The organism is Brevundimonas diminuta, assembly GCF_050310045.1.
Classification (GTDB): domain Bacteria; phylum Pseudomonadota; class Alphaproteobacteria; order Caulobacterales; family Caulobacteraceae; genus Brevundimonas; species Brevundimonas diminuta_F.
In genome coordinates, this window is record NZ_CP190005.1 from 3,098,118 (window position 1) to 3,116,274 (window position 18,157).

19 protein-coding genes are annotated in these 18,157 nt (G+C 67.5%); 13 read left to right on the forward strand and 6 right to left on the reverse strand.

What is annotated here, in order from left to right; all coding sequences use genetic code 11:
- Nucleotides 1-179 precede the first annotated feature (179 nt).
- The 12 genes from ACORJG_RS14875 to ACORJG_RS14930 all read left to right on the forward strand — a co-directional run bounded on the left by ACORJG_RS14875 (nt 180) and on the right by ACORJG_RS14930 (nt 9,244).
- Complete coding sequence (locus ACORJG_RS14875) at nt 180-647, forward strand: universal stress protein (RefSeq protein WP_427790223.1); 468 nt, start codon at nt 180-182, stop codon at nt 645-647.
- Between the two features lie 122 nt (nt 648-769).
- Nucleotides 770-1,327: a NifU family protein gene (locus ACORJG_RS14880; RefSeq protein ID WP_427790225.1), complete on the forward strand. Its 558-nt coding sequence runs from the start codon at nt 770-772 to the stop codon at nt 1,325-1,327.
- Between the two features lie 61 nt (nt 1,328-1,388).
- Nucleotides 1,389-1,973 carry a helix-turn-helix domain-containing protein gene (locus tag ACORJG_RS14885; protein WP_427790227.1) on the forward strand — a complete coding sequence of 195 codons (585 nt, stop codon included), beginning with the start codon at nt 1,389-1,391 and terminating at the stop codon, nt 1,971-1,973.
- 60 nt (nt 1,974-2,033) lie between these two features.
- A complete protein-coding gene (locus ACORJG_RS14890) occupies nt 2,034-2,396 on the forward strand; it encodes a helix-turn-helix domain-containing protein (protein ID WP_427790229.1) in 363 nt (120 codons plus the stop codon).
- A gap of 56 nt (nt 2,397-2,452) precedes the next feature.
- Nucleotides 2,453-3,154 carry a tRNA (adenosine(37)-N6)-threonylcarbamoyltransferase complex dimerization subunit type 1 TsaB gene (gene tsaB / locus ACORJG_RS14895; protein WP_427790231.1) on the forward strand — a complete coding sequence of 234 codons (702 nt, stop codon included), beginning with the start codon at nt 2,453-2,455 and terminating at the stop codon, nt 3,152-3,154.
- A complete protein-coding gene (gene rimI, locus ACORJG_RS14900; protein ID WP_427790233.1) occupies nt 3,151-3,585 on the forward strand; it encodes a ribosomal protein S18-alanine N-acetyltransferase in 435 nt (144 codons plus the stop codon). Before tsaB ends, rimI begins: the two co-directional genes overlap by 4 nt.
- 37 nt (nt 3,586-3,622) lie before the next feature.
- Nucleotides 3,623-4,093 carry a Fur family transcriptional regulator gene (locus tag ACORJG_RS14905; RefSeq protein ID WP_427790235.1) on the forward strand — a complete coding sequence of 157 codons (471 nt, stop codon included), beginning with the start codon at nt 3,623-3,625 and terminating at the stop codon, nt 4,091-4,093.
- A 70-nt stretch (nt 4,094-4,163) separates the two neighbouring features.
- Nucleotides 4,164-5,567 carry a tRNA (N6-isopentenyl adenosine(37)-C2)-methylthiotransferase MiaB gene (gene miaB / locus ACORJG_RS14910; protein WP_427790237.1) on the forward strand — a complete coding sequence of 468 codons (1,404 nt, stop codon included), beginning with the start codon at nt 4,164-4,166 and terminating at the stop codon, nt 5,565-5,567.
- Between the two features lie 104 nt (nt 5,568-5,671).
- Entirely contained in the window at nt 5,672-6,682 is a 1,011-nt protein-coding gene (locus ACORJG_RS14915) for a PhoH family protein (RefSeq protein ID WP_427790239.1), read from the forward strand.
- The gene (ybeY, locus tag ACORJG_RS14920; protein WP_427790241.1) at nt 6,679-7,134 is read left to right on the forward strand and encodes an rRNA maturation RNase YbeY; all 456 of its coding nucleotides are present in this window, start codon (nt 6,679-6,681) and stop codon (nt 7,132-7,134) included. The genes ACORJG_RS14915 and ybeY overlap by 4 nt, the downstream gene beginning before the upstream one ends.
- Nucleotides 7,131-8,720, forward strand: coding sequence for an apolipoprotein N-acyltransferase (lnt, locus tag ACORJG_RS14925; protein ID WP_427790243.1), 1,590 nt, complete (start codon nt 7,131-7,133; stop codon nt 8,718-8,720). The genes ybeY and lnt overlap by 4 nt, the downstream gene beginning before the upstream one ends.
- A gap of 104 nt (nt 8,721-8,824) precedes the next feature.
- Entirely contained in the window at nt 8,825-9,244 is a 420-nt protein-coding gene (locus tag ACORJG_RS14930; RefSeq protein ID WP_427790245.1) for a helix-turn-helix domain-containing protein, read from the forward strand.
- Between the two features lie 76 nt (nt 9,245-9,320).
- Here ACORJG_RS14930 and ACORJG_RS14935 read toward each other — a convergent pair whose 3' ends face one another.
- On the reverse strand, nt 9,321-9,854 hold the full coding sequence (locus tag ACORJG_RS14935; RefSeq protein ID WP_427790247.1) for a carboxymuconolactone decarboxylase family protein: 534 nt from the start codon (nt 9,852-9,854) through the stop codon (nt 9,321-9,323).
- A gap of 255 nt (nt 9,855-10,109) precedes the next feature.
- Complete coding sequence (locus ACORJG_RS14940; RefSeq protein WP_427790249.1) at nt 10,110-10,664, reverse strand: peroxiredoxin; 555 nt, start codon at nt 10,662-10,664, stop codon at nt 10,110-10,112.
- A 229-nt stretch (nt 10,665-10,893) separates the two neighbouring features.
- Between ACORJG_RS14940 and ACORJG_RS14945 the strand changes: the two genes are divergently transcribed.
- Nucleotides 10,894-11,787, forward strand: coding sequence for a hydrogen peroxide-inducible genes activator (locus ACORJG_RS14945; protein WP_427790250.1), 894 nt, complete (start codon nt 10,894-10,896; stop codon nt 11,785-11,787).
- Nucleotides 11,788-11,796: 9 nt separating this feature from the next.
- Here the strand turns inward: ACORJG_RS14945 and ACORJG_RS14950 are convergent, their stop codons facing one another.
- The 4 genes from ACORJG_RS14950 to glnD form a co-directional block, all read right to left on the reverse strand.
- The gene (locus ACORJG_RS14950) at nt 11,797-12,483 is read right to left on the reverse strand and encodes a GNAT family N-acetyltransferase (protein ID WP_427790252.1); all 687 of its coding nucleotides are present in this window, start codon (nt 12,481-12,483) and stop codon (nt 11,797-11,799) included.
- A gap of 5 nt (nt 12,484-12,488) precedes the next feature.
- Nucleotides 12,489-13,526, reverse strand: a complete 1,038-nt coding sequence (gene trpS / locus ACORJG_RS14955) for a tryptophan--tRNA ligase (protein WP_427790254.1) — start codon at nt 13,524-13,526, stop codon at nt 12,489-12,491.
- Nucleotides 13,527-13,699: 173 nt separating this feature from the next.
- Entirely contained in the window at nt 13,700-15,397 is a 1,698-nt protein-coding gene (murJ, locus tag ACORJG_RS14960; protein WP_427790256.1) for a murein biosynthesis integral membrane protein MurJ, read from the reverse strand.
- Between the two features lie 30 nt (nt 15,398-15,427).
- Nucleotides 15,428-18,118 (reverse strand): [protein-PII] uridylyltransferase, encoded by a 2,691-nt coding sequence (glnD, locus tag ACORJG_RS14965; RefSeq protein ID WP_427790258.1) that lies wholly within the window; start codon nt 18,116-18,118, stop codon nt 15,428-15,430.
- Between the last annotated feature and the right edge of the window lie 39 nt (nt 18,119-18,157).

An 18,157-nucleotide genomic window follows, 5' to 3' on the forward strand; every position in this document is an offset into this window, starting at 1 on the left:
GTCACGCGCTACGCTTGCCGCGCGGCGGCTCGCTGCTTGAGCGCTTTTGGGAGCGCTGCTGACGTCGGCGTTGTAATCAGGGCCCGTCCGTTTCGTCGTCTGGCGAGGCGGGCGGGCCTTGGCGTTTTAGGCGGGGTCGGTTTAGGTGGCCCCTTGCTGTTCAGTGAACCGGAGGGCCCATGCCCAGGAAGTTCCTCGTCGTCGTCGACGACAGTCCTGAATTGGACGCCGCCCTGGCCTATGCCGCGCGCCGTGCGCGCTCGACCGGGGGCCATGTGGTGCTGTTGCGCGCCCTGCCCGGCGGATCGGACGAGCACTGGTCCGGCGTCCGTGATGAAATCCGCCGTCAGCAACGCGAAGAGGCCGAAGACCTGCTGGCGCGACTGGGCGAAAGGGTGGCGGAAACCTCGGGCGCACCGCCGGTCTATCTGATCGAGGAAGGCGACCCTCAGGCCGCCATCCGCAAGGCGGTGGGCGACGATCCCGACATCAAGATCCTGATCCTGGCCGCAGGGGCCAATGGTCGCGGTCCCGGGCCGCTGGTGTCGGCGGTGTTGAAACAGGGCGCCGCCTTCACCGGCCGAAAATTGCCCGTCACCATCGTTCCCGGCGAACTGACCGAGGCGGAGATCATGGATCTGGCTTGATTGGGGTCGCTATGCTCGGCCCCGGGCCTCGCGACTTGAGCGACGTGGGTGGGAGCATCAGGGCGATGGCGGCGATCCGGACGCCCCTTGAACCGGGGCGCGGCAGGGCGCATCTGAAGCCCATGTTCATCCAGACCGAAGCCACGCCCAACCCCAACGTCCTGAAGTTCCTGCCCGGCCGCGACGTCGCGGTTCAGGAGACGCTGGAATACCGCACCATCGACGAGGCCGCCGCCTCGCCTTTGGCCGAGGCTCTGTTTGAACTGGAAGGGGTCGAGGGCGTCTTCTTCGGCGCCGACTATGTGTCGGTGACGCGCGCGGATCAGGGCCCGGACTGGGCCGGGATGAAGGCGCCCATCCTGTCGGTCATCATGGATCATTTCGTTTCGGGCGCGCCTCTGGTGCGAGCGGGCGGAGCCGTGGTCGAGGACGCCGGCGAGGACAGCGAAATTGTCGCTGAGATCAAGGGGCTGTTGGACAGCCGCATCCGTCCGGCCGTGGCCCAGGACGGCGGCGACATACTGTTCGACCATTTCGACGAAGTGACCGGCGTCCTGCGTCTGCGGATGCGCGGCGCCTGTGCGGGTTGTCCGTCGTCGTCGGCCACTTTGAAGGCCGGGGTCGAACAGATGATGCGCCACTACGTCCCCGAAGTGACCAGCGTCGAACAGGTTCTGTAGATCGCATCCTGTTTCACATGAAACACTCGTCCGGCGACGCGGCGTCGGGCATGATGCCGTCATGAGCGGTTCGGACGAGAGTTCACAAGCACGCGCCCTGGGCGAGGCCCTGGCGGCGCTGAGACGCGACCGCGGCCTCAGTCAGGCGGAAGCGGGCGCCCGGATCGGCATGACCAGTCAGGGCTGGGGCCTGTATGAGGCGGGCAAGCGCTCCAGCCTGTTTCGTCCCGATGTTCAACGCCGTCTGACCGGGGCGCTGGACGCCACGCCAGAGGCGTTGGCGCTTCAATCCTCCGCCTCGCCCGACATACCTGAAGCGGTTGTTGCGACAGGGGTTTCATTACGCGGGCGAGCGTTTGACGGCGCCCCTGTGCAAACGCGGCGGTTGCGGCTTGAAACGGACGAACTGGCGCCCTGGGCGTCTGCCGGCACGGTGCTGGAATATGTGCTGGGACGCTGGCCGCGCCGTGGGCAGGGCTGCGTCATCCAGATGGCGGACGGCCTCACCCGTATCCGTCTTTACGACAGGGCCGACGATGTGGTCGTCGTGGTCTCAGGCGCAGGCGGGTTTGACCAGACAGAGCGCATAGCGCGCCAGGATATTCTGTTGATGTCGGCGGTCATTGGCCGATTTGACGACGAATGAAACATAATAGTTGTATTTCGTGCGAGGTCATGAAACGCTCTGGTTGAAACGGGAGGAGTCATGTCGCGTATCAATCCTATCGATCAGGCCGTCGGCCTGCGTATCGCCGCGCGTCGCGCGGCGCTGGGCTGGTCCCAGTCGGCGCTGGCGCAGAAGCTGGGCGTCAGCTTCCAGCAGGTTCAGAAGTATGAAACCGGCGCCAATCGGGTGTCGGCCTCGCGCCTGCATCAGGCCGCGATGGCGCTGGGCTGTTCAGTGGGAGATTTCTTTCCCGATACGCCCGGACGGCGCGATGAAGAATGGCTGCACCCGACGCTGGCCAGCATCGAGGGGCGCGGTCTGGCGGCGGCTTTCGCTCGCATTCCCGACGTTTCTGCGCGACGCGCCCTGACCCGGGTCGCGCAGGCCATGGCGCGGGCCTAGGGGCGACCTGACGGAAGCGGTCGCGTCCAGCCGGATTTCGCATTAGGGACAGGGCCATGAAGATCATGGTCATCGACACGGCGCTAGGCGCCTGCGTTGCGGGTGTTTTTGAAGGAGGGGACGACGTTCCTCTGCGCCCTCTGGGCGTGCGTGTTGAAGTCATGGCCAAGGGGCATCAGGAAAGACTGGGGGGGCTGGCGCGTGATGCAGCGGCTGATGCAGGCGGCTTTGACGGGATTGAACGTATCGGCGTGACCGTGGGGCCGGGGTCGTTCACTGGGCTGCGGGTCGGGCTGGCGTTCGCCCTGGGTCTGGGCGCGGCGCTGGATCGGCCGGTAGTGGGGATTTCGACGCTGGATGCGTTGGCGGCCTCGGTTGCACAGGGCGATCAGGGGCTGGTCGCCGCTGTCATCGATGCGCGCCGGGGGCAGGTCTATGCGCGTCTGTTCCGCGATGGCGTGGCGCTGGGCGAGGCGGCGGCCCTGCCGCTGGAGACGGCGCGCGACCGCATTCTGGCCGAAGCCGCCGAGACAACGCCGGTGTTGGTCGGCAGCGGGGCTGCGGTTCTGGCCGACGCTTTTCCCGAACTGGCGCAGGCGGTGCTGCATCCCCTGCCCGCGCCTTCGCTCGAAGCGCTGGCGGCTCTGACGCTGGCCGCCGATCCGGCGACTTCGCCGCCGCAGCCGCTGTATCTGCGGGCGCCGGACGCCACGCCGCCCAGTCGCCTGCCCGGTCAGCCGCGCCAGCCTGCGGCATGAACGAGCCGCTCTTCCCCGCGGTTGATCCCGCCCTGCTGGCCGCAATCCACGCCGAGGCGTTCGATACGCCGTGGGACGAGGCGGCGTTCAGTGACCTGTCGACCTCGCCGGGCGTGTTCGCGGTGGTTGAGGGCGACGGCTTCATCCTGATCCGGGTGGTGGTCGATGAAGCCGAGATCCTGACCCTGGCGGTCCGGCCTGCGGCGCGTCGTGCGGGGCTGGGCGCGCGTCTGGTCGAGGCGGCGGTGGTGCGCGCCGCCGCACTGGGCGCCGATCGGATGTTCCTGGAGGTGGCGGAAGGCAATTCGGTAGCCCGAGCCCTCTATGCCCGAAGCGGCTTCGTTGAGATGGGGCGACGGCGCGGCTATTATTCGCATGCGGACGGAAGCCGGGAGGATGCGCTGACGCTTGTCCTGAACTTCTCTCAATAGCTTCCATAAGCGGGCGGTCCATCCTATCTTCGCCGCCATGGACCGGATCGAAAAACTCTGCGCCGAGCGCGGCATGCGCATGACCGAGCAACGTCGGGTGATCGCCCGCGTCCTGTCGAATGCCGAAGACCACCCCGATGTCGAGGAACTGTATCGCCGCGCTTCGGCGATCGATCCGCACATTTCGATCGCCACCGTCTATCGCACCGTGCGCCTGTTCGAAGAGGCGGGCGTGGTCGAGAAGCACGACTTCGGCGACGGTCGCAGCCGCTATGAAGAGGCGGGCGAGGATCACCACGACCACCTGATCGACACCAAGACGGGCGAGGTCATCGAATTCTTCGACGCCGAGATCGAGCGGCTGAAGACCGAGATCGCGCGCAAGCTGGGTTATGAGCTGGTCGGCCACAAGCTGGAACTGTACGGCCACGTCATTCCGGGCGCCGAACCTGTCGATCGCGAGGGCCTGATCTATAAGCGCCGCCCGCGCGATGAGGGCGAAGACTGATCCCGGCCGTCGCCTGTCGTGAACGGCGCGGCGGCTTGCCGTCTTCCGTTTCGGCGATCATAAGCCGAGCATGACCGATACGTCCGTAAAGCCCGCGCTGCCGGACCTCGCCGTGTCTGACGGCGGGGCCGCGCCCAAGCGTCTGTTCATCAAGACCTACGGGTGCCAGATGAACGTCTATGACTCCGAACGCATGGCCGATGTGCTGCGGCCGTTGGGTTATGCGCCGACGGATACCGCCGAAGGTGCCGATTTCGTCATCCTGAACACCTGCCATATCCGCGAGAAGGCGGCCGAGAAGGTCTATTCCGAACTTGGCAAGCTGCGGATGATGAAAGAGGAAAAGGCGGCGGCGGGCGCGGGCGCCATGACCATCGCTGTCGCCGGATGCGTCGCCCAGGCCGAGGGCGAAGAGATCATGAAGCGCCAGCCGGCGGTCGATCTGGTGGTCGGGCCGCAGGCCTATCACCAGCTGCCGGAACTTCTGACCCGCACCGCACGGGCGCGCGGCGAGCGCATCGGCGCCGATTTCGCCCCGAATGAAAAGTTCGACGCCCTGCCCGCCGCGCGCGGGACCGAGGGTGTGACCGCCTTCCTGACCGTGCAGGAAGGCTGCGACAAGTTCTGCACCTTCTGCGTGGTGCCCTATACGCGCGGCGCCGAGTGGTCGCGCCCGGTCGCGGCGGTGCTGGACGAGGCGCGGGCGCTGGCTGATCGTGGGGTGCGCGAAGTCACCCTGCTGGGTCAGAACGTCAACGCCTATGACGGCGAAGGGCCGGACGGAAAACCCTTTACGCTGGCCAAGCTGGCCTACGCTCTGGCCGACATCCCCGGCATCGAGCGCATCCGCTATACGACCAGCCATCCGAACGACATGTCGGACGACCTGATCGCCGCCCATGCCGATCTGGACGCCCTGATGCCGTATCTGCATCTGCCGGTTCAGGCCGGTTCGGATCGCATCCTGCGGCTGATGAACCGCAAGCACGGGCGTCAGAAGTATTTCGATCTGATCGACCGCATCCGCGCGGCGCGGCCGGACATGGCGCTGTCGGGCGATTTCATCGTCGGCTTCCCCGGCGAGACGGATCGGGATTTCGAGGACACGATGGATCTGGTGCGGCGGGTGAACTACGCCAGCGCCTTCTCCTTCATGTATTCACCGCGTCCCGGCACGCCCGCCGCGACCATGGCGGTCCAGGTGCCCGACGCCGTGGCCAAAGAACGTTTGCACGCCCTGCAGGGCCTGCTGAGCGAGCAGCAGGTCGCGTTCAACCAGTCGCTGGCCGGGCGCGTCCTGCCGGTGCTGTTCGAGAAGAAGGGTCGCCACGGCGCCCAGGCCATCGGCCGCTCGCCCTATCTGCAATCGGTTCACGTCGAGGACGCGGATCAACTGATCGGCCGGATCGTTCCGGTTGAGATCATCAGCGGCCAGCAGAACAGCCTGTCGGGCCGCCTGATCCAGACCAACTGACGCCTGTTTCGCCACGCGCCGTGTGTGGGACAGGAACACGTAATCATGTCCCTCAAGCAGCCTCGCGCCGCGCGCGAGGCGATAGGGACGCTTAAGGAGACTTCATGGCGCGAGAGTCCGAGTTCCTGTCCCTCAGCGATACGGCCCTGCGCGCCGTCATCGGGCCGCAGAGCCGCCACCTGGCCCTGATCGAGGACGCCTTCAAGGTGCTGGTCGAGACGCCGGGCGGCGGCGTGTCGATCAACGGCTCCACGCGGGATCGGGCGCAGGCGCGACGCGTCATCGAGGCCCTGTCGAACCGGGCTGAGGCGGGCGCCGAGATCACTGAGGCCGACGTGCGCACGGCGCTGGGCGCCGCTGTGACCCAGCCGCGCGCCGAACCGGCGAGCCGCAGTGTCGGGCGCAGCGTGCCGGAAGGCGCCGCCCTGCCCGTCGGTCGTCGCGGCGCCATCGCGCCCAAGACGGCGTCTCAGGCGCGCTATCTTGAAATGCTGGGCCGGTGCGAACTGACCTTCGGCGTCGGCCCTGCCGGCACGGGCAAGACCTTCCTGGCGGCGGCCTATGGCGCCTCCCTGCTGAAGCGGGGGCAGGTAGACCGGCTGGTCATCACCCGTCCGGCGGTAGAGGCGGGCGAGAAACTGGGCTTCCTGCCCGGCGATCTGAACGAGAAGGTCGATCCCTATCTGGCCCCGATCTGGGAGGCGCTGAACGACATTCTGGGCGTTGACGACGTGCGTCGCCGCCGCGAGAAGGGCGAGATCGAAGCCGCCCCCATCGCCTTCATGCGCGGCCGCACCCTCAGCCACGCCTTCATCATCGTCGATGAGGCGCAGAACACCTCGCGGATGCAGATGAAGATGGTGCTGACCCGTTTGGGCGAGGGCGCGCGCATGGTGGTGACGGGCGACCCGTCGCAGGTCGACCTGCTGAACCCGCGCGATTCCGGCCTGGCTCACGCCCTGCGCATCCTCAAGGACGTTGAGGGCGTCGGCGTGCAGCAGTTCAAGGCCGAGGACGTGGTGCGCCACGCCATGGTCGAGCGCATCGTGCGCGCCTATGACAGCGACGCGGCGCGCAGTCGTTCCTTTCCCGACCTTGAGGACGACGCCAAGTGATTGAAGTCGAGATCGACAGCGACGCCTGGACCGACGCCCTGCCTGACGCGGCGGCGATGGTTAAACGTGCGGCGGCGGCGGCCCTTGGAACGATTGAGGGCGATGTCGTGGTGCTGCTGGCCGACGATGCGGCGGTGCAGGATCTGAACCAACGTTTCCGCGACAAGGACCGGCCGACGAACGTTCTGTCGTTCCCGGCGGCGGAAAGCGCCTTTCCGCATCTGGGCGATGTGGTGCTGGGCTATGCCTATTGCGCGGCGGAGGCTGAAGCACAGGGCAAGAGCCTGTCGGACCATCTGAGCCATCTGGTCGTCCACGGCGTCCTGCACCTGTTGGGCCGCGACCATGAGGACGACGCCGAGGCCGAGGAGATGGAGGCCGAGGAACGCGAGATTCTGGCCGAACTTGGCGTTGCCGATCCCTATGCGATCGAGCATGAGGGCGCCGCGTGAGCGGGGCGTTGGCCGCCCGGTTTTCGGGTCTGCTGAACAACCGTTGGGGCCGGATCGCTCTGGCGCTTGCGGCCGGGGCGGGCGCCGCCCTGGTGCATCCGCCGTTCGGCTTCCTGCCGGGCCTGCTGGGCTATCCGCTGCTGTTGCTGCTGGCCGATCGCGCGTCAGGGATGAAGGGCGGTTTCTGGGTCGGCTGGCTGGCGGGCTTCGCCTATTTCTTCATCGGCTGCTGGTGGGTGGCTGAGGCCTTTCTGGTCAATCCGGCGCAGGCGTGGATGGCGCCTTTTGCAGCCAGCCTGTTGCCGGCGGGCATGGGGTTGTTCTGGGGGCAGGCGACGCTGGCCTATCGCCGGTTCAGCCCCGGTGGCGCGCGGCGCGTCCTGTTGTTCGCGGCCCTGTTCGCCTTGCTGGAGTGGACACGCGGCCATGTGTTGACCGGCTTTCCGTGGAATCCGGCAGGCGCGGGCTGGGCGGCCGGGTCAGCCATGTCGCAGTTCGCCTCGGTTGGCGGTGTCTATGGGCTGGGTCTGGTCACGGTGGCGGCGGTCAGCGCGTTTGCGCCCTTGGTCGACGCCGGACCGCGACGGCCGCGCCTGATCGCGGCGGGGCTGGGCGTGCTGACGCTGGCTGGTCTGTTCGCCTTCGGGGCGGCGCGTCTGTCTGCGGCGCGGGTTGTGGAGACGCCGACGCTGGTGCGTCTGGTTCAGGCCGACATCGCGCAGGACTATAAGTGGAGCCCTGAGGCCTATCACGCCATTCTGGGCCGCTATCTGGCGTTGACGGCCCAGCCTGCAGACGCCCTGCCCGATGTGGTGGTCTGGCCGGAAGGCGCCCTGCCGACCACAGCCAACGATCTGTTGGCCGGTCCCGACGCCCATGCGGTGGCGATGGCCCTGCAGACGGGGCAGACCCTGCTGGCGGGCCTGAGCCGGGGCAAACCGGACCCGACGGCCGAAACCGGCGCGCGTTATTACAACAGCATGCTTGTCCTGCGCGACATGGGCGCCGATCAGCTGAATCTCGACGCCATTTACGACAAGCACCGACTGGTGCCGTTCGGGGAATACCTGCCGCTGGGCGATCTGATGAGCCGGATCGGCGTGCGCAGTCTGGTGCATGTTCCGGCTGATTTCAGCCCCGGTCCGCCGCCTGCGCCGATCAGCCTGGCCAACGCCCCGGCGGTGCAACCGCTGATCTGCTACGAAAGCCTGTATCCGGGCTTCACGCCCGCGACGGCGGCGACCCGCCCGGCGTGGATCGTCAACGTCTCCAACGACGCCTGGTTCGGCAAGACGTCCGGTCCGCGCCAGCATCTGAACCTGGCCTCTTATCGCGCGCTTGAGACGGGCCTGCCGGTGGCGCGGGCGACGCCGACAGGGGTCTCCGCCATGATCGATCCCTGGGGGCGTATCGTCGATGGCAAGCGGCTGGATCCGGGGCAGGCCGGGGTGATCGATGTTCACTTGCCGCAGGCCGCGAAACCGACGCCCTACGGTCGCTGGGGAGATCTAGGTTTTGCGGTCGTTCTGCTATTTTTTTTGGCGTTTGGGCGTCGAAGCGCTGGATATCGACAACTCTTGCGTTAAAATATGAGATCGTCTTCAGTTTTGTGGGTCCGGTCGCTGCGAGGCGCTGGTTCCGGCAGGAGGCGTATGCGTCTCCGATAAAAAAACGGGATGAGGGGTAGTCTATGGCCAAGGGTGCGGGGATTGAGGGGCCACATCTTGTGGACCGTCATGTCGGGCGGCGCGTGTGCGAGAAGCGCATCGCCCTGGGGTATAATCAGACGGATCTGGGACAGGCGCTGGGCGTCACCTTCCAGCAGGTCCAGAAATACGAAAAGGGCGCCAACCGGATTTCGGCGTCCAAGCTTTGGGATATCGCGCGCTTCTTCCGCGTGGATATCGGCTATTTCTTTGACGGTCTGACCCATGCCGCACAGCCGGGCATGGGGGAGGCGGAAGCGGAGCCGTTCGTGCACGACTTCCCCGCCACCCGCCAGACCATCGAGATCGGCCGGATCGCCCCGCGTCTGTCGTCCCGCCAGCAGAAGCTGGTGGTCGACCTGATGCGCGAACTGGTCGAAGAAGGGGCGAACGGCGACGATTGAACCGGGGGGTTCGATCGGCCTTACCGGGGGGAAGGCAAAAGGCGCGGAGCGATCCGCGCCTTTTTCGTATCCACCATCAGGCCTTCAGCGCGGTTTCCGAGGCGATGATGCGGCTGGCGGCGTGGACCACGGCGCCGATGCGCAGGGCGGCCTGAATCTGCAGGGCCGGGATCGCGTGCTTGCGCAGTTCGCCTTCGTGGGCGTCCATGCAGGCGCCGCAGCCGTTGATGGCCGAGACGGCGGTGGACCACAGTTCAAAGTCCAGCTTCTCGACGCCCGGATTGGCGATGATGTTCATCCGCAGCTTGGCCGGCAGGGTCGTGTATTCCTGATTTTTCATCAGGTGCAGCGAGCGGTAGTAGATGTTGTTCATGCCCATGATGGCGGCGGCGGCCTTGGCGGCGTTCATGGCCTCGGGCGTCATGACGGTCGCGGCCTGAGCCTCGATCAGCTTGACCACGGGACCGACGCCGATGGCGTGGGCCGAGGCCAGGAAACTGCCCCACTTCTGCTGATCGTTCAGCACCGTCTCATTGGCGAGCGAGGACAGGTTCAGCGAGATGTCCTTGCCGTAGGCCGGGATCAGGTCGCGCAGGGCGTCGATGGACATTCTTGGTTCCTTTCAGGAAGCGACGCTTCAAAGAAGCGGCTATCGTTCGCGACGCGGTCGCTTACTTCTTGAGCCGCCTTTTTGAGCAGCATTTCGTGTTGGGCGCTCAAGCCGCGAGGCTCCGCGAGCCGAGCATAGCGCCCAAATAAAAGCATCAGGCATGAAAAAGGCGGCGACAGTCGCCCGCCGCCGCCTCTTTCGAGGGGCGGCCCGGACCCTGTTCAGACGGTCCGGGCCTGGCCTTGGAAGCCTGTCTTAGGCAGCCAGGGTGTCGCCGCCGACCGGACGGTTGCAGGCGCACAGTTCGTCGGTCTGCAGGGCGTCGACGACACGCAGGGTGTCTTCCGGCGAACGGCCGACGTTCAGGTTGGTGACGTAGACGTGCTGGATGACGTTGTGCGGGTCGACGACGAAGGTCGCGCGCAGGGCCACGCCTTCTTCTTCATCCAACACGCCCAGGGCGCGGGCCAGCTTGCCGCCGTTGTCGGCGAACTGCCAGATCGGCAGGGCGTTCAGGTCGGCGTGGTCACGGCGCCAGGCCAGCTTGGTGAACTCATTGTCGGTCGAACCGCCCAGAACCACGGTGTCGCGGTCCTCGAAGTCCTTGCCCAGCTTGGCGAAGGCGGCGATTTCGGTCGGGCAGACGAAGGTGAAGTCCTTCGGGTAGAAGAAGATGACCTTCCACTTGCCCTCGAAGCTGTCCTGCGTGACGGCTTCAAAGGCGGAAGCGCCGTTTTCTTCGTGGCTGTTGAAGCCCGGCTTGACGCCGATAATTTTGAAATCAGGCAGTTTTTGACCGACGCCGAGCATAGCGCTTCTCCTAGATGCGAAAGATTGGACCGCCGGAACGCGGGGAGTGCGATCCGTCGAGGTCATGAGATGGGCTTTGGCAGAGCTTAAGTCAAATCGATCATTTTGAACTCGAGGATAGATTTCTCTTATCATCAACGCCGTGTCGTCATAAACAGCGTTCATGATCTCCGTCCGCCCTGGCGTTGCGGCGTTCGGGACCGTTCCATTTTCAGATCCGCGTGAAGCCTTGTCCGTTCTGCCTACCCTGCGTCAGCTGCAATATCTGAAGCTTCTGGCCGAGCACGGCTCGTTCAGCCGCGCCGCCGAAGCCGCCCATGTCAGCCAGCCCGCCCTGTCGTCCGGGGTGCAGGAGCTGGAGCGGGTGCTGGGCGCAGCGGTGGTCGAACGCGCACGCGGGGCGGTGATCCTGACCGCCGTGGGCGCCGAGGCGGTGCGCCGGGCCGAGGATGTGCTGGCCCGCGCCGAAGATCTGGTCGAGGCCGCCCAGAATGCGGGCAAGCCCCTGTCCGGCCGGTTCCGGCTGGGCATCATCCCGACGGTTGCGCCTTTCCTGCTGCCGCGCGCCCTTCCGGGGCTGAAGGCGCTCTATCCGGGGCTGCGGCTGTTCCTGCGCGAGGATCTGACGCCGCGCCTGATCGCAGGCCTGAAGGCGGGGCAACTGGACGCCGCCATCATCGCCCTGCCCTACGATGCGCCGGGTATCGACCATGCCCGGATCGGCGACGACGAGATCATGGCTGCTGCGCCCGTGGACCACCCGCTGGCGGGCGCCGGGCCGATCCCCGAGGGACTGCTGAAGGCGGAAGACCTGATCCTGCTGGAGGACGGTCACTGCCTGCGCGATCAGGCGCTGGCGGCGGTCAACATAGAGGCGCCGCGCGGCGAGGATGTCTTCGCCGCCACATCCCTGCATACGTTGGTGCAGATGGTGTCCTCGGGTCTGGGCGTCAGCTTCCTGCCGCAGATGGCGGTTCAGGCGGGACTGGCCAATGATCCCGGGGTGGTGATCCGCCCCATCTCCAAGGACGCCCCGCGCCGCGAGATCGTCGTCGCCTGGCGTGCAGGCTCCAGCCGCGCCGCCGAGGCTCGCCTGTTGGCCGAGGCGCTCAAGCTGGACTGAGGCGCTGCGTCAGGCGCCTTTAGTCAGCATCCGCATCTGCATCTCGGCGCGGATGGTGAAGCCGAGCGAGTGATACAGGGCGATGGCCCCGGCGTTGTCCGCATAGGAGTGCAGGAAGGCTGTCTCGCCGCGCGCCAGAATGCGCTCGATCACCGCCCGCATCAGGGTTCCGGCATAACCCCGTCCGCGCGCGTCGGGGTGGGCGCAGACGCCGGACACCTCGGTGAAGCCATCCGGCTTCAGACGCTCGCCCGCCATGGCCAGAAGCCGTCCGTCCTGTTTGACCCCGAAGAAGTCGCCCAACTGGTGCGTGCGGTCGAAGAAGGGGCCGGGTTCCGTCAGGGTCGCCAGCGCCAGCATGGCGGGGGCGTCGGCTTCGGTCAGCGGTTCAATGGCGATGTCGCGCGCCCTGGCAGGGGTCAGATCGACCAGCACCATCTGCGCCAGAACCGCCTCCTTCAGCACGTTCAGGCCGGGCGGGACCGGGGTGTGGTCGGCCTCGACCGTGGCCAGCATCCCTTCGGGCTGCTCCAGCGCAGAGAGGGCCGTCAGGCTCTGCGGCGACGGATCGACCGCCGCCGCAAAGACGCCATAGCCGGGCGCCAGGCGCAGGGCGCCCCCCCTGCCGACGGCCAGCGACGCCTGACGCGCGGACGTCAGGGCGCTCCAGATCGGGCGGTCAAGCGGATGCGCCATACCGGTTACGCCTGCCAGAAGCCGACGATCTTCTTGACCTCGGCGATGGTCGGTTCGGCGATCTCGCGGGCCTTTTCGGCGCCGGCGGACAGGGCGCGGTCGATCTCGGCCGGGTCGTTCATCAGGCGGCGCATCTCGGCCGTGACATTGGCCATGGAAGACACGGCCAATTCAGCCAGCTTGGGCTTGAAGGCGCCGAAGCCCTGGCCCGCGAACTCGGCCAGAACGGCCTCGCGCGTGGTGTCGGCCAGCGCGGCGTAGATGGCGACCAGGTTCTTGGCCTCTGCGCGGCCTTCCAGACCCTCGAGCGTTTCCGGCAGGGGCTCCATGTCGGTCTTGGCCTTGCGGATCTTGTTGGCGATGGCGTCGGCGTCGTCGGTCAGATTGATGCGCGACAGGTCCGACGGGTCGGACTTGGACATCTTGGCCGCGCCGTCGCGCAGGGACATGACCCGTGTCGCCGGACCCTGAATCAGAGGCTCGGGCTGAGGGAAGAAGCCGGGCACGCCGTAGTCGTTGTTGAACTTGGCGGCGATGTCGCGGGTCAGCTCCAGATGCTGTTTCTGGTCCTCGCCGACCGGCACTTCGGTCGCCTTGTACAGCAGGATGTCCGCCGCCATCAGCGCCGGATAGGTATAAAGGCCGACGCTGGCGCGCTCCTTGTGCTTGCCCGACTTCTCCTTGAACTGGGTCATGCGGTCCATCCAGCCGAGGCGGGCGACGCAGTTGAAGATCCAGGCCAGCTCGGCGTGGGCGGGCACGGCCGACTGCGGGAAGATGACCGACTTGGCCGGATCGAGGCCGGACGCCAGATAGGCGGCGGCGATCTCGCGCGTCTGGGCCGTCAGCTTGTCCGGGTCCTGCCAGACGGTGATGGCGTGCATGTCGGCGACGAACAGATAGCAGGGGTCGCCTGCGTCCTGCATCTCGACGAAGCGCTTCAGCGCGCCGAGGTAGTTGCCCAGGTGCAGGGCGCCGGACGCCTGAATGCCGGACAGGATGCGGCGCGGGCCAGTGTAGGGGGCCGGGGTCTGGTCAGTCATGATTGTGGATCTCGGAACTCGAAAGGCGGATGTCGGCGCACGGTTTCGCGTGCGAAAAAAGGACGTGCAGAAGTGAAGGGCGGCGGATCAGCCGCGCCATCGTCCATGAGCAATCTGTCGTCCCGAAAGCGCCATGCCCTCGCGATTATCGGTTCGGGACAGGAAGGGCAAGATCACCGCGACCGCCGGACCAGACCTTTGACCTCGGAGACCGTCACGGCGCGTGTCAGGAAGGCCAGCGCGACATAGGACAGACCCCCTGCCGCGACGACCAGCAACAGGGTGAACTCCTTGGCGCCGTGGCTGGCGCCCGCCATGGTCAGCAGGTCGGCGACCGGCGCCTGCAGCATGGGCCGCGCCCAAGACGCTGCGCCGACGACCGCCGCCAGACCCGCGCTGGCCAGGGCGATGCGGCCCAGACGCCAGACGGCGCGCGGACCGGGCCGGTAATGGCCGCGCCGCCACAGGGTCGCGCCCAGCAGGATGACATTGGTCCAGGCCGATGCGCTGACCGCCGCCGCTATGCCCGACACCCCCATGCCTGCCTGAAACAGACCGATCGCCAGCGCCGCATTCACCGCCACGGAGACGAGGGCGAAGGTCATCGGGCTGCGCGTATCGCCGCGCGCGAAGAAGGCCGGGGCCAGAATGCGGATCAGGACGAAGGCGGGCACGCCCCAGCCGAAATGCAGCAGGGCGTGGGCTGTGTTGACGGCGTCGACCTGCAGGAAGGCGCCACGCGTGAACAGGGCGTCGATCAGGAAATAGGGCATGGCCATCAGCGCCGCCGCCGCGGGCAGGGTCAGGGCCATCGACAGGATCAGCGCCTCGTCCATCGACGCCTGCTGCTGGCCCCTGTCGCCGGACGCCACGGCCGACGACAGCTTGGGCAGAAGGGCGATGCCGATCGCCACCCCGACCAGACCCAGCGGCAGTTGATACAGCCGGTCCGCCGTCGCCAGCCAGGTGCGGCCGCCGTTGACGAAGCTGGACAGGTTGCCGGAGATGAAGACGTTGATCTGGGTCGCGCTGTTGCCGATGGCGGCGGGGATGGCGGTGATGATGATGGACTTCACCGCCGGGGTCATTTTCGGCAGGCTGAGGCGGATGTTCGCCCCGGCGCGGCGCGCCGCCCACCAGCACAGACCCGCCTGCGCCACGCCCGCGACCAGCACGGCCCAGGAGGCGGCGTAGGCGGCCTCGATCTGGTCGCCCTTCGCCGGGATGACGGCGGCCAGCATGATCAGGTTCAGCAGGATCGGATAGGCGCCCGAGACAATGAAGCGCCCGCGCGCGTTCAGCACCCCGCTGAGCAGGGCGGCGATGGCCATACAGGGCAGATAGGGCATGGTGATCTGGGTCAGGATCACCGCCAGTTTGAACCGCACCGGGTCGTCCAGAAAGCCGATGTTGATGACCATCATCAGCCACGGCATCGTCAGCTGGGCGACGATAGTCAGGGCCACGGTGACGGCGGCGATGGCGGCCAGGGCGTCGGTCGCCACCTTGTCGGCTGCGGCTTCGCCTTCGGTCTTCAACGTCTTGGCGTAGGCGGGCACGAAGGCGGCGGCGAAGGCGCCTTCGGCGAAGACGCGCCGGAACAGATTGGGAAAGTTCAGCGCCGTGTAATAGGCGTCGGCCGCCGGTCCCGCCGAGGCGCCCAGCGCCGCCGTGATGACCAGATCGCGCGCAAACCCGGCCAGACGGCTAAGCAGGGTCATGGCGCTGAAGATGGCCGATGACCGCGCCACCCCGCCCGATTTCGCCTTAGCCGTCGCAACGGAGGCGGGCGGCTGGACCACCGGCTCGACCGTAGCGTTTGCGGCCGCGATCGGCGCGGCCGGTTCTATTGGGTCGATCTTGTCGTTCACGGCTATTCCTGCGCTCGGTCCCGAAACGCCTTAGCGCGCCTGCGGGCCGCTGGATACGGGCGAGCGGCCCAGCGCGCCTTCCAGATCCGAGACATCGCGCACGCTGGCGCGCACCGGGATGATGCGCCGCCCCGCCGGGCCTTGTGGCGCACGGTCCAGCACCTCCAGCAGATCAGCCTTCAGCGCCTCAAGCTTCGACTTGCTCTTCGGTTTCCGGCCATCGGCGTCGGTGATGTAGAAGCCGTCCACCGCCCGCTCGCCGAAGCTGGCGACGTGGGCCGAGCGGGTCGAATAGCCATGCGCCGAAATCGTCCGCGCCAGATCGGCCAGCAGGCCGGGCCGGTCGGCGCCCGAGACCTCGATGACCACGGCGCTGGTCCCCGTATCGGCGTCGATCCGCACCACGGGGCGCACCTCGAACACGGCGCGGCGGGCGCTGACACGCGGCGCCTCCAGAGCGGATGTCCGGGTGCCCTTCAGCACCGCCCGCTCCATCGCCTTGACCAGAATGGCCAGCCGCCGAGGCTCGCGCCCGCCATAGGGCTCGCCCGCCCCGTCCTGAATCTCGAACACGTCCAGCGCCATGCCGTCGTCGGCCGTGGCCAAACGCGCGCCCACCACGTCGGCCCCCGCCATCGACAGGGTGGCCGCCAGATCGGCGAACAGGCCGGGTCGGTCGCGCGCCGCCACGGCCACGCGGGCGGTGGATTCCAGCGGCCCCTCGGCGGGCAGGGCCTCGACCGCCGCCCTCTCGCGCCGCGCCCGTTCGACCAGAGCCGGATGGTCCGTCAGAGGGTCTTCGCGCGTCACGGCGTCGCCCCGGAACAGGGCTTCGGTCGCCTCGAACAGGGCGCGCATCAGTTGGCCCTTCCAGCCGTTCCAGACCCCCGGCCCGACAGCGCGGATGTCAGCCACGGTCAGCACCATCAGCATCCTTAAGCGCTCCGGGTCGCCCACCGCCTCGGCGAAGGCGCGCACCGTCGAGGGGTCGGACACGTCGCGCTTCTGGGCGTAGTCGCTCATCAGCAGGTGGTGGCGCACCAGCCAGACGACCAGCTCGATCCGGCGCGGATCGACGCCCAGCCGCTCGCACGCCCGGCGCGCGGCGATGGCGCCGTCTTCCAGCTGGCCCCGGTCGCCGCCCTTGCCGACGTCATGCAACAGCATGGCCAGCATCAGGGCCTCGATATCGGCGATGCGGTGGATGACGCCGGTCGAGGTCGGGTGGTCCGCCTCCAGCTTGCCGCGCGCAATGTCGTTGATGATGCCGACCGCCTGCAGGGTGTGCTCGTCCACCGTATAGGCATGATACATGTTGAACTGGGTCTGGCCGACGATCCGCCCCCACTCGGGCAGGAACCGGCCGAGGAAGCCCGTCTCATTCATGATCGACAGGACGCGATAGGGGCGCGCCCCATGCGCCAGCACCTTCAGGAACGCTTCGGCCGCGCGCGGATCGCGCCGCAGTGCGGGCGTCACCAGCGTCAGCGAGCGGATCACGGCGGCGAAGGCGTCGGGGTGCAGGTCCAGATCCAGCCGATCCGCCTCGACGAAGAGCAGCAGCAGGCGCACCGGATCGCGCGCGAAGACGTTTGCGCCCGTCACGGTCAGCCGCCCTTCCTCCACAGCCAGACCGTCGAAGGCCAGCTTGATCCGGCGGCGACGGATCAGCCGCGACAGACCGCGCGCCAGACCTTCGGCCTTCTTCTGCTGACGGGCCTCCAGCTGGGCGGAGACGGCGCGGGTCAGGGCGCCGACCTCGCGCGCCACCTGGAAATAGCGGCGCATGAAACGCTCGACCGCCAGTTCGTCGCCGCGCCCGCGCCAGCCCATGCGTCGGGCGATTTCCGGCTGGAAGTCGAAGGTCAGCTTCTCCTCGGCCCGACCGGCGCTGAGGTGCAACAGGATGCGGACGCGCCACAAAAAGCCGATCGCCTCGCGGAAGCTGCGCATCTCGCGCGCGGTCAGCAGGCCTTCCAGCGCCGCCTGCCCCCGTTCGCTGTCCGGCGCCAGGGAGCGAGCGATCCAGAACAGGGTGTTGAGGTCGCGAAGCCCGCCCTTGCCGTCCTTGATGTTGGGCTCGACGCGGTAGCGGACTGCGCCGGTCTTCTGCAGGCGCACGTCGCGCTCGGCCATCTTGGCGGCGATGAAGGGACGCGGGTCGGCGCGGGCGACGGCGGTGCGGAACCGCTTAAGCAGGCCCTCGCCCAGCCCGCCGTCCCCCGCCACGATCCGCGCCTCCAACAGGCCGGTCCGCACCGTCATGTCGTCGCGCGCCAGCGCCAGAGTCTCGCCGATGGAGCGGAAGGCCGAACCGACCTTCAGCCCAAGATCCCACAGGATATAATGGATGAACTCGATCACCGCCTTGGCGCGCGGGCTGATCGCCTGCCCCGGCCGCAGGAACAGCAGATCGAGGTCCGAAAACGGCGCCAGCACCCCGCGCCCATAGCCGCCGACGGCCAGCAGGGTCAGCCGTTCGTCAGGCGCTGGGTGGACCTGTTCGGTCGTGAACCGCCACAGGGTCGACAGCATGGCGTCGGCGGCCTCCGCATAGAGACGCGCGGCCTCGGCCCCGTCGGTCGCGCTCTCGGCCCGGCGTGCGGCGCGGGCGCGATCGGCGTCGAAGCTTTCGCGCAAGGCGGCGGTGACGGCGGCGCGCGGGTCCGGCGCCGTGGCGGCGTCGAGAACGACGGACGGGAGCGGAAGCGGGACGGTCACGGCGGGAAACATAGCATGCCCTTTTCTTCCCGCTCATCC

Coding starts and splice junctions, on each gene's coding strand:
- ACORJG_RS14885 (WP_427790227.1), top strand. CDS start 1,389: ATGAGCGGTTCGGACGAGAGTTCACAAGCACGCGCCCTGGGCGAGGCC.
- ACORJG_RS14915 (WP_427790239.1), top strand. CDS start 5,672: ATGGCGCGAGAGTCCGAGTTCCTGTCCCTCAGCGATACGGCCCTGCGC.
- ACORJG_RS14875 (WP_427790223.1), top strand. CDS start 180: ATGCCCAGGAAGTTCCTCGTCGTCGTCGACGACAGTCCTGAATTGGAC.
- ACORJG_RS14905 (WP_427790235.1), top strand. CDS start 3,623: ATGGACCGGATCGAAAAACTCTGCGCCGAGCGCGGCATGCGCATGACC.
- ACORJG_RS14950 (WP_427790252.1), bottom strand. CDS start 12,483: ATGGCGCATCCGCTTGACCGCCCGATCTGGAGCGCCCTGACGTCCGCG.
- rimI (WP_427790233.1), top strand. CDS start 3,151: ATGAACGAGCCGCTCTTCCCCGCGGTTGATCCCGCCCTGCTGGCCGCA.
- trpS (WP_427790254.1), bottom strand. CDS start 13,526: ATGACTGACCAGACCCCGGCCCCCTACACTGGCCCGCGCCGCATCCTG.
- tsaB (WP_427790231.1), top strand. CDS start 2,453: ATGAAGATCATGGTCATCGACACGGCGCTAGGCGCCTGCGTTGCGGGT.
- miaB (WP_427790237.1), top strand. CDS start 4,164: ATGACCGATACGTCCGTAAAGCCCGCGCTGCCGGACCTCGCCGTGTCT.
- ACORJG_RS14880 (WP_427790225.1), top strand. CDS start 770: ATGTTCATCCAGACCGAAGCCACGCCCAACCCCAACGTCCTGAAGTTC.
- ACORJG_RS14935 (WP_427790247.1), bottom strand. CDS start 9,854: ATGTCCATCGACGCCCTGCGCGACCTGATCCCGGCCTACGGCAAGGAC.
- ACORJG_RS14890 (WP_427790229.1), top strand. CDS start 2,034: ATGTCGCGTATCAATCCTATCGATCAGGCCGTCGGCCTGCGTATCGCC.
- ACORJG_RS14930 (WP_427790245.1), top strand. CDS start 8,825: ATGGCCAAGGGTGCGGGGATTGAGGGGCCACATCTTGTGGACCGTCAT.
- ACORJG_RS14940 (WP_427790249.1), bottom strand. CDS start 10,664: ATGCTCGGCGTCGGTCAAAAACTGCCTGATTTCAAAATTATCGGCGTC.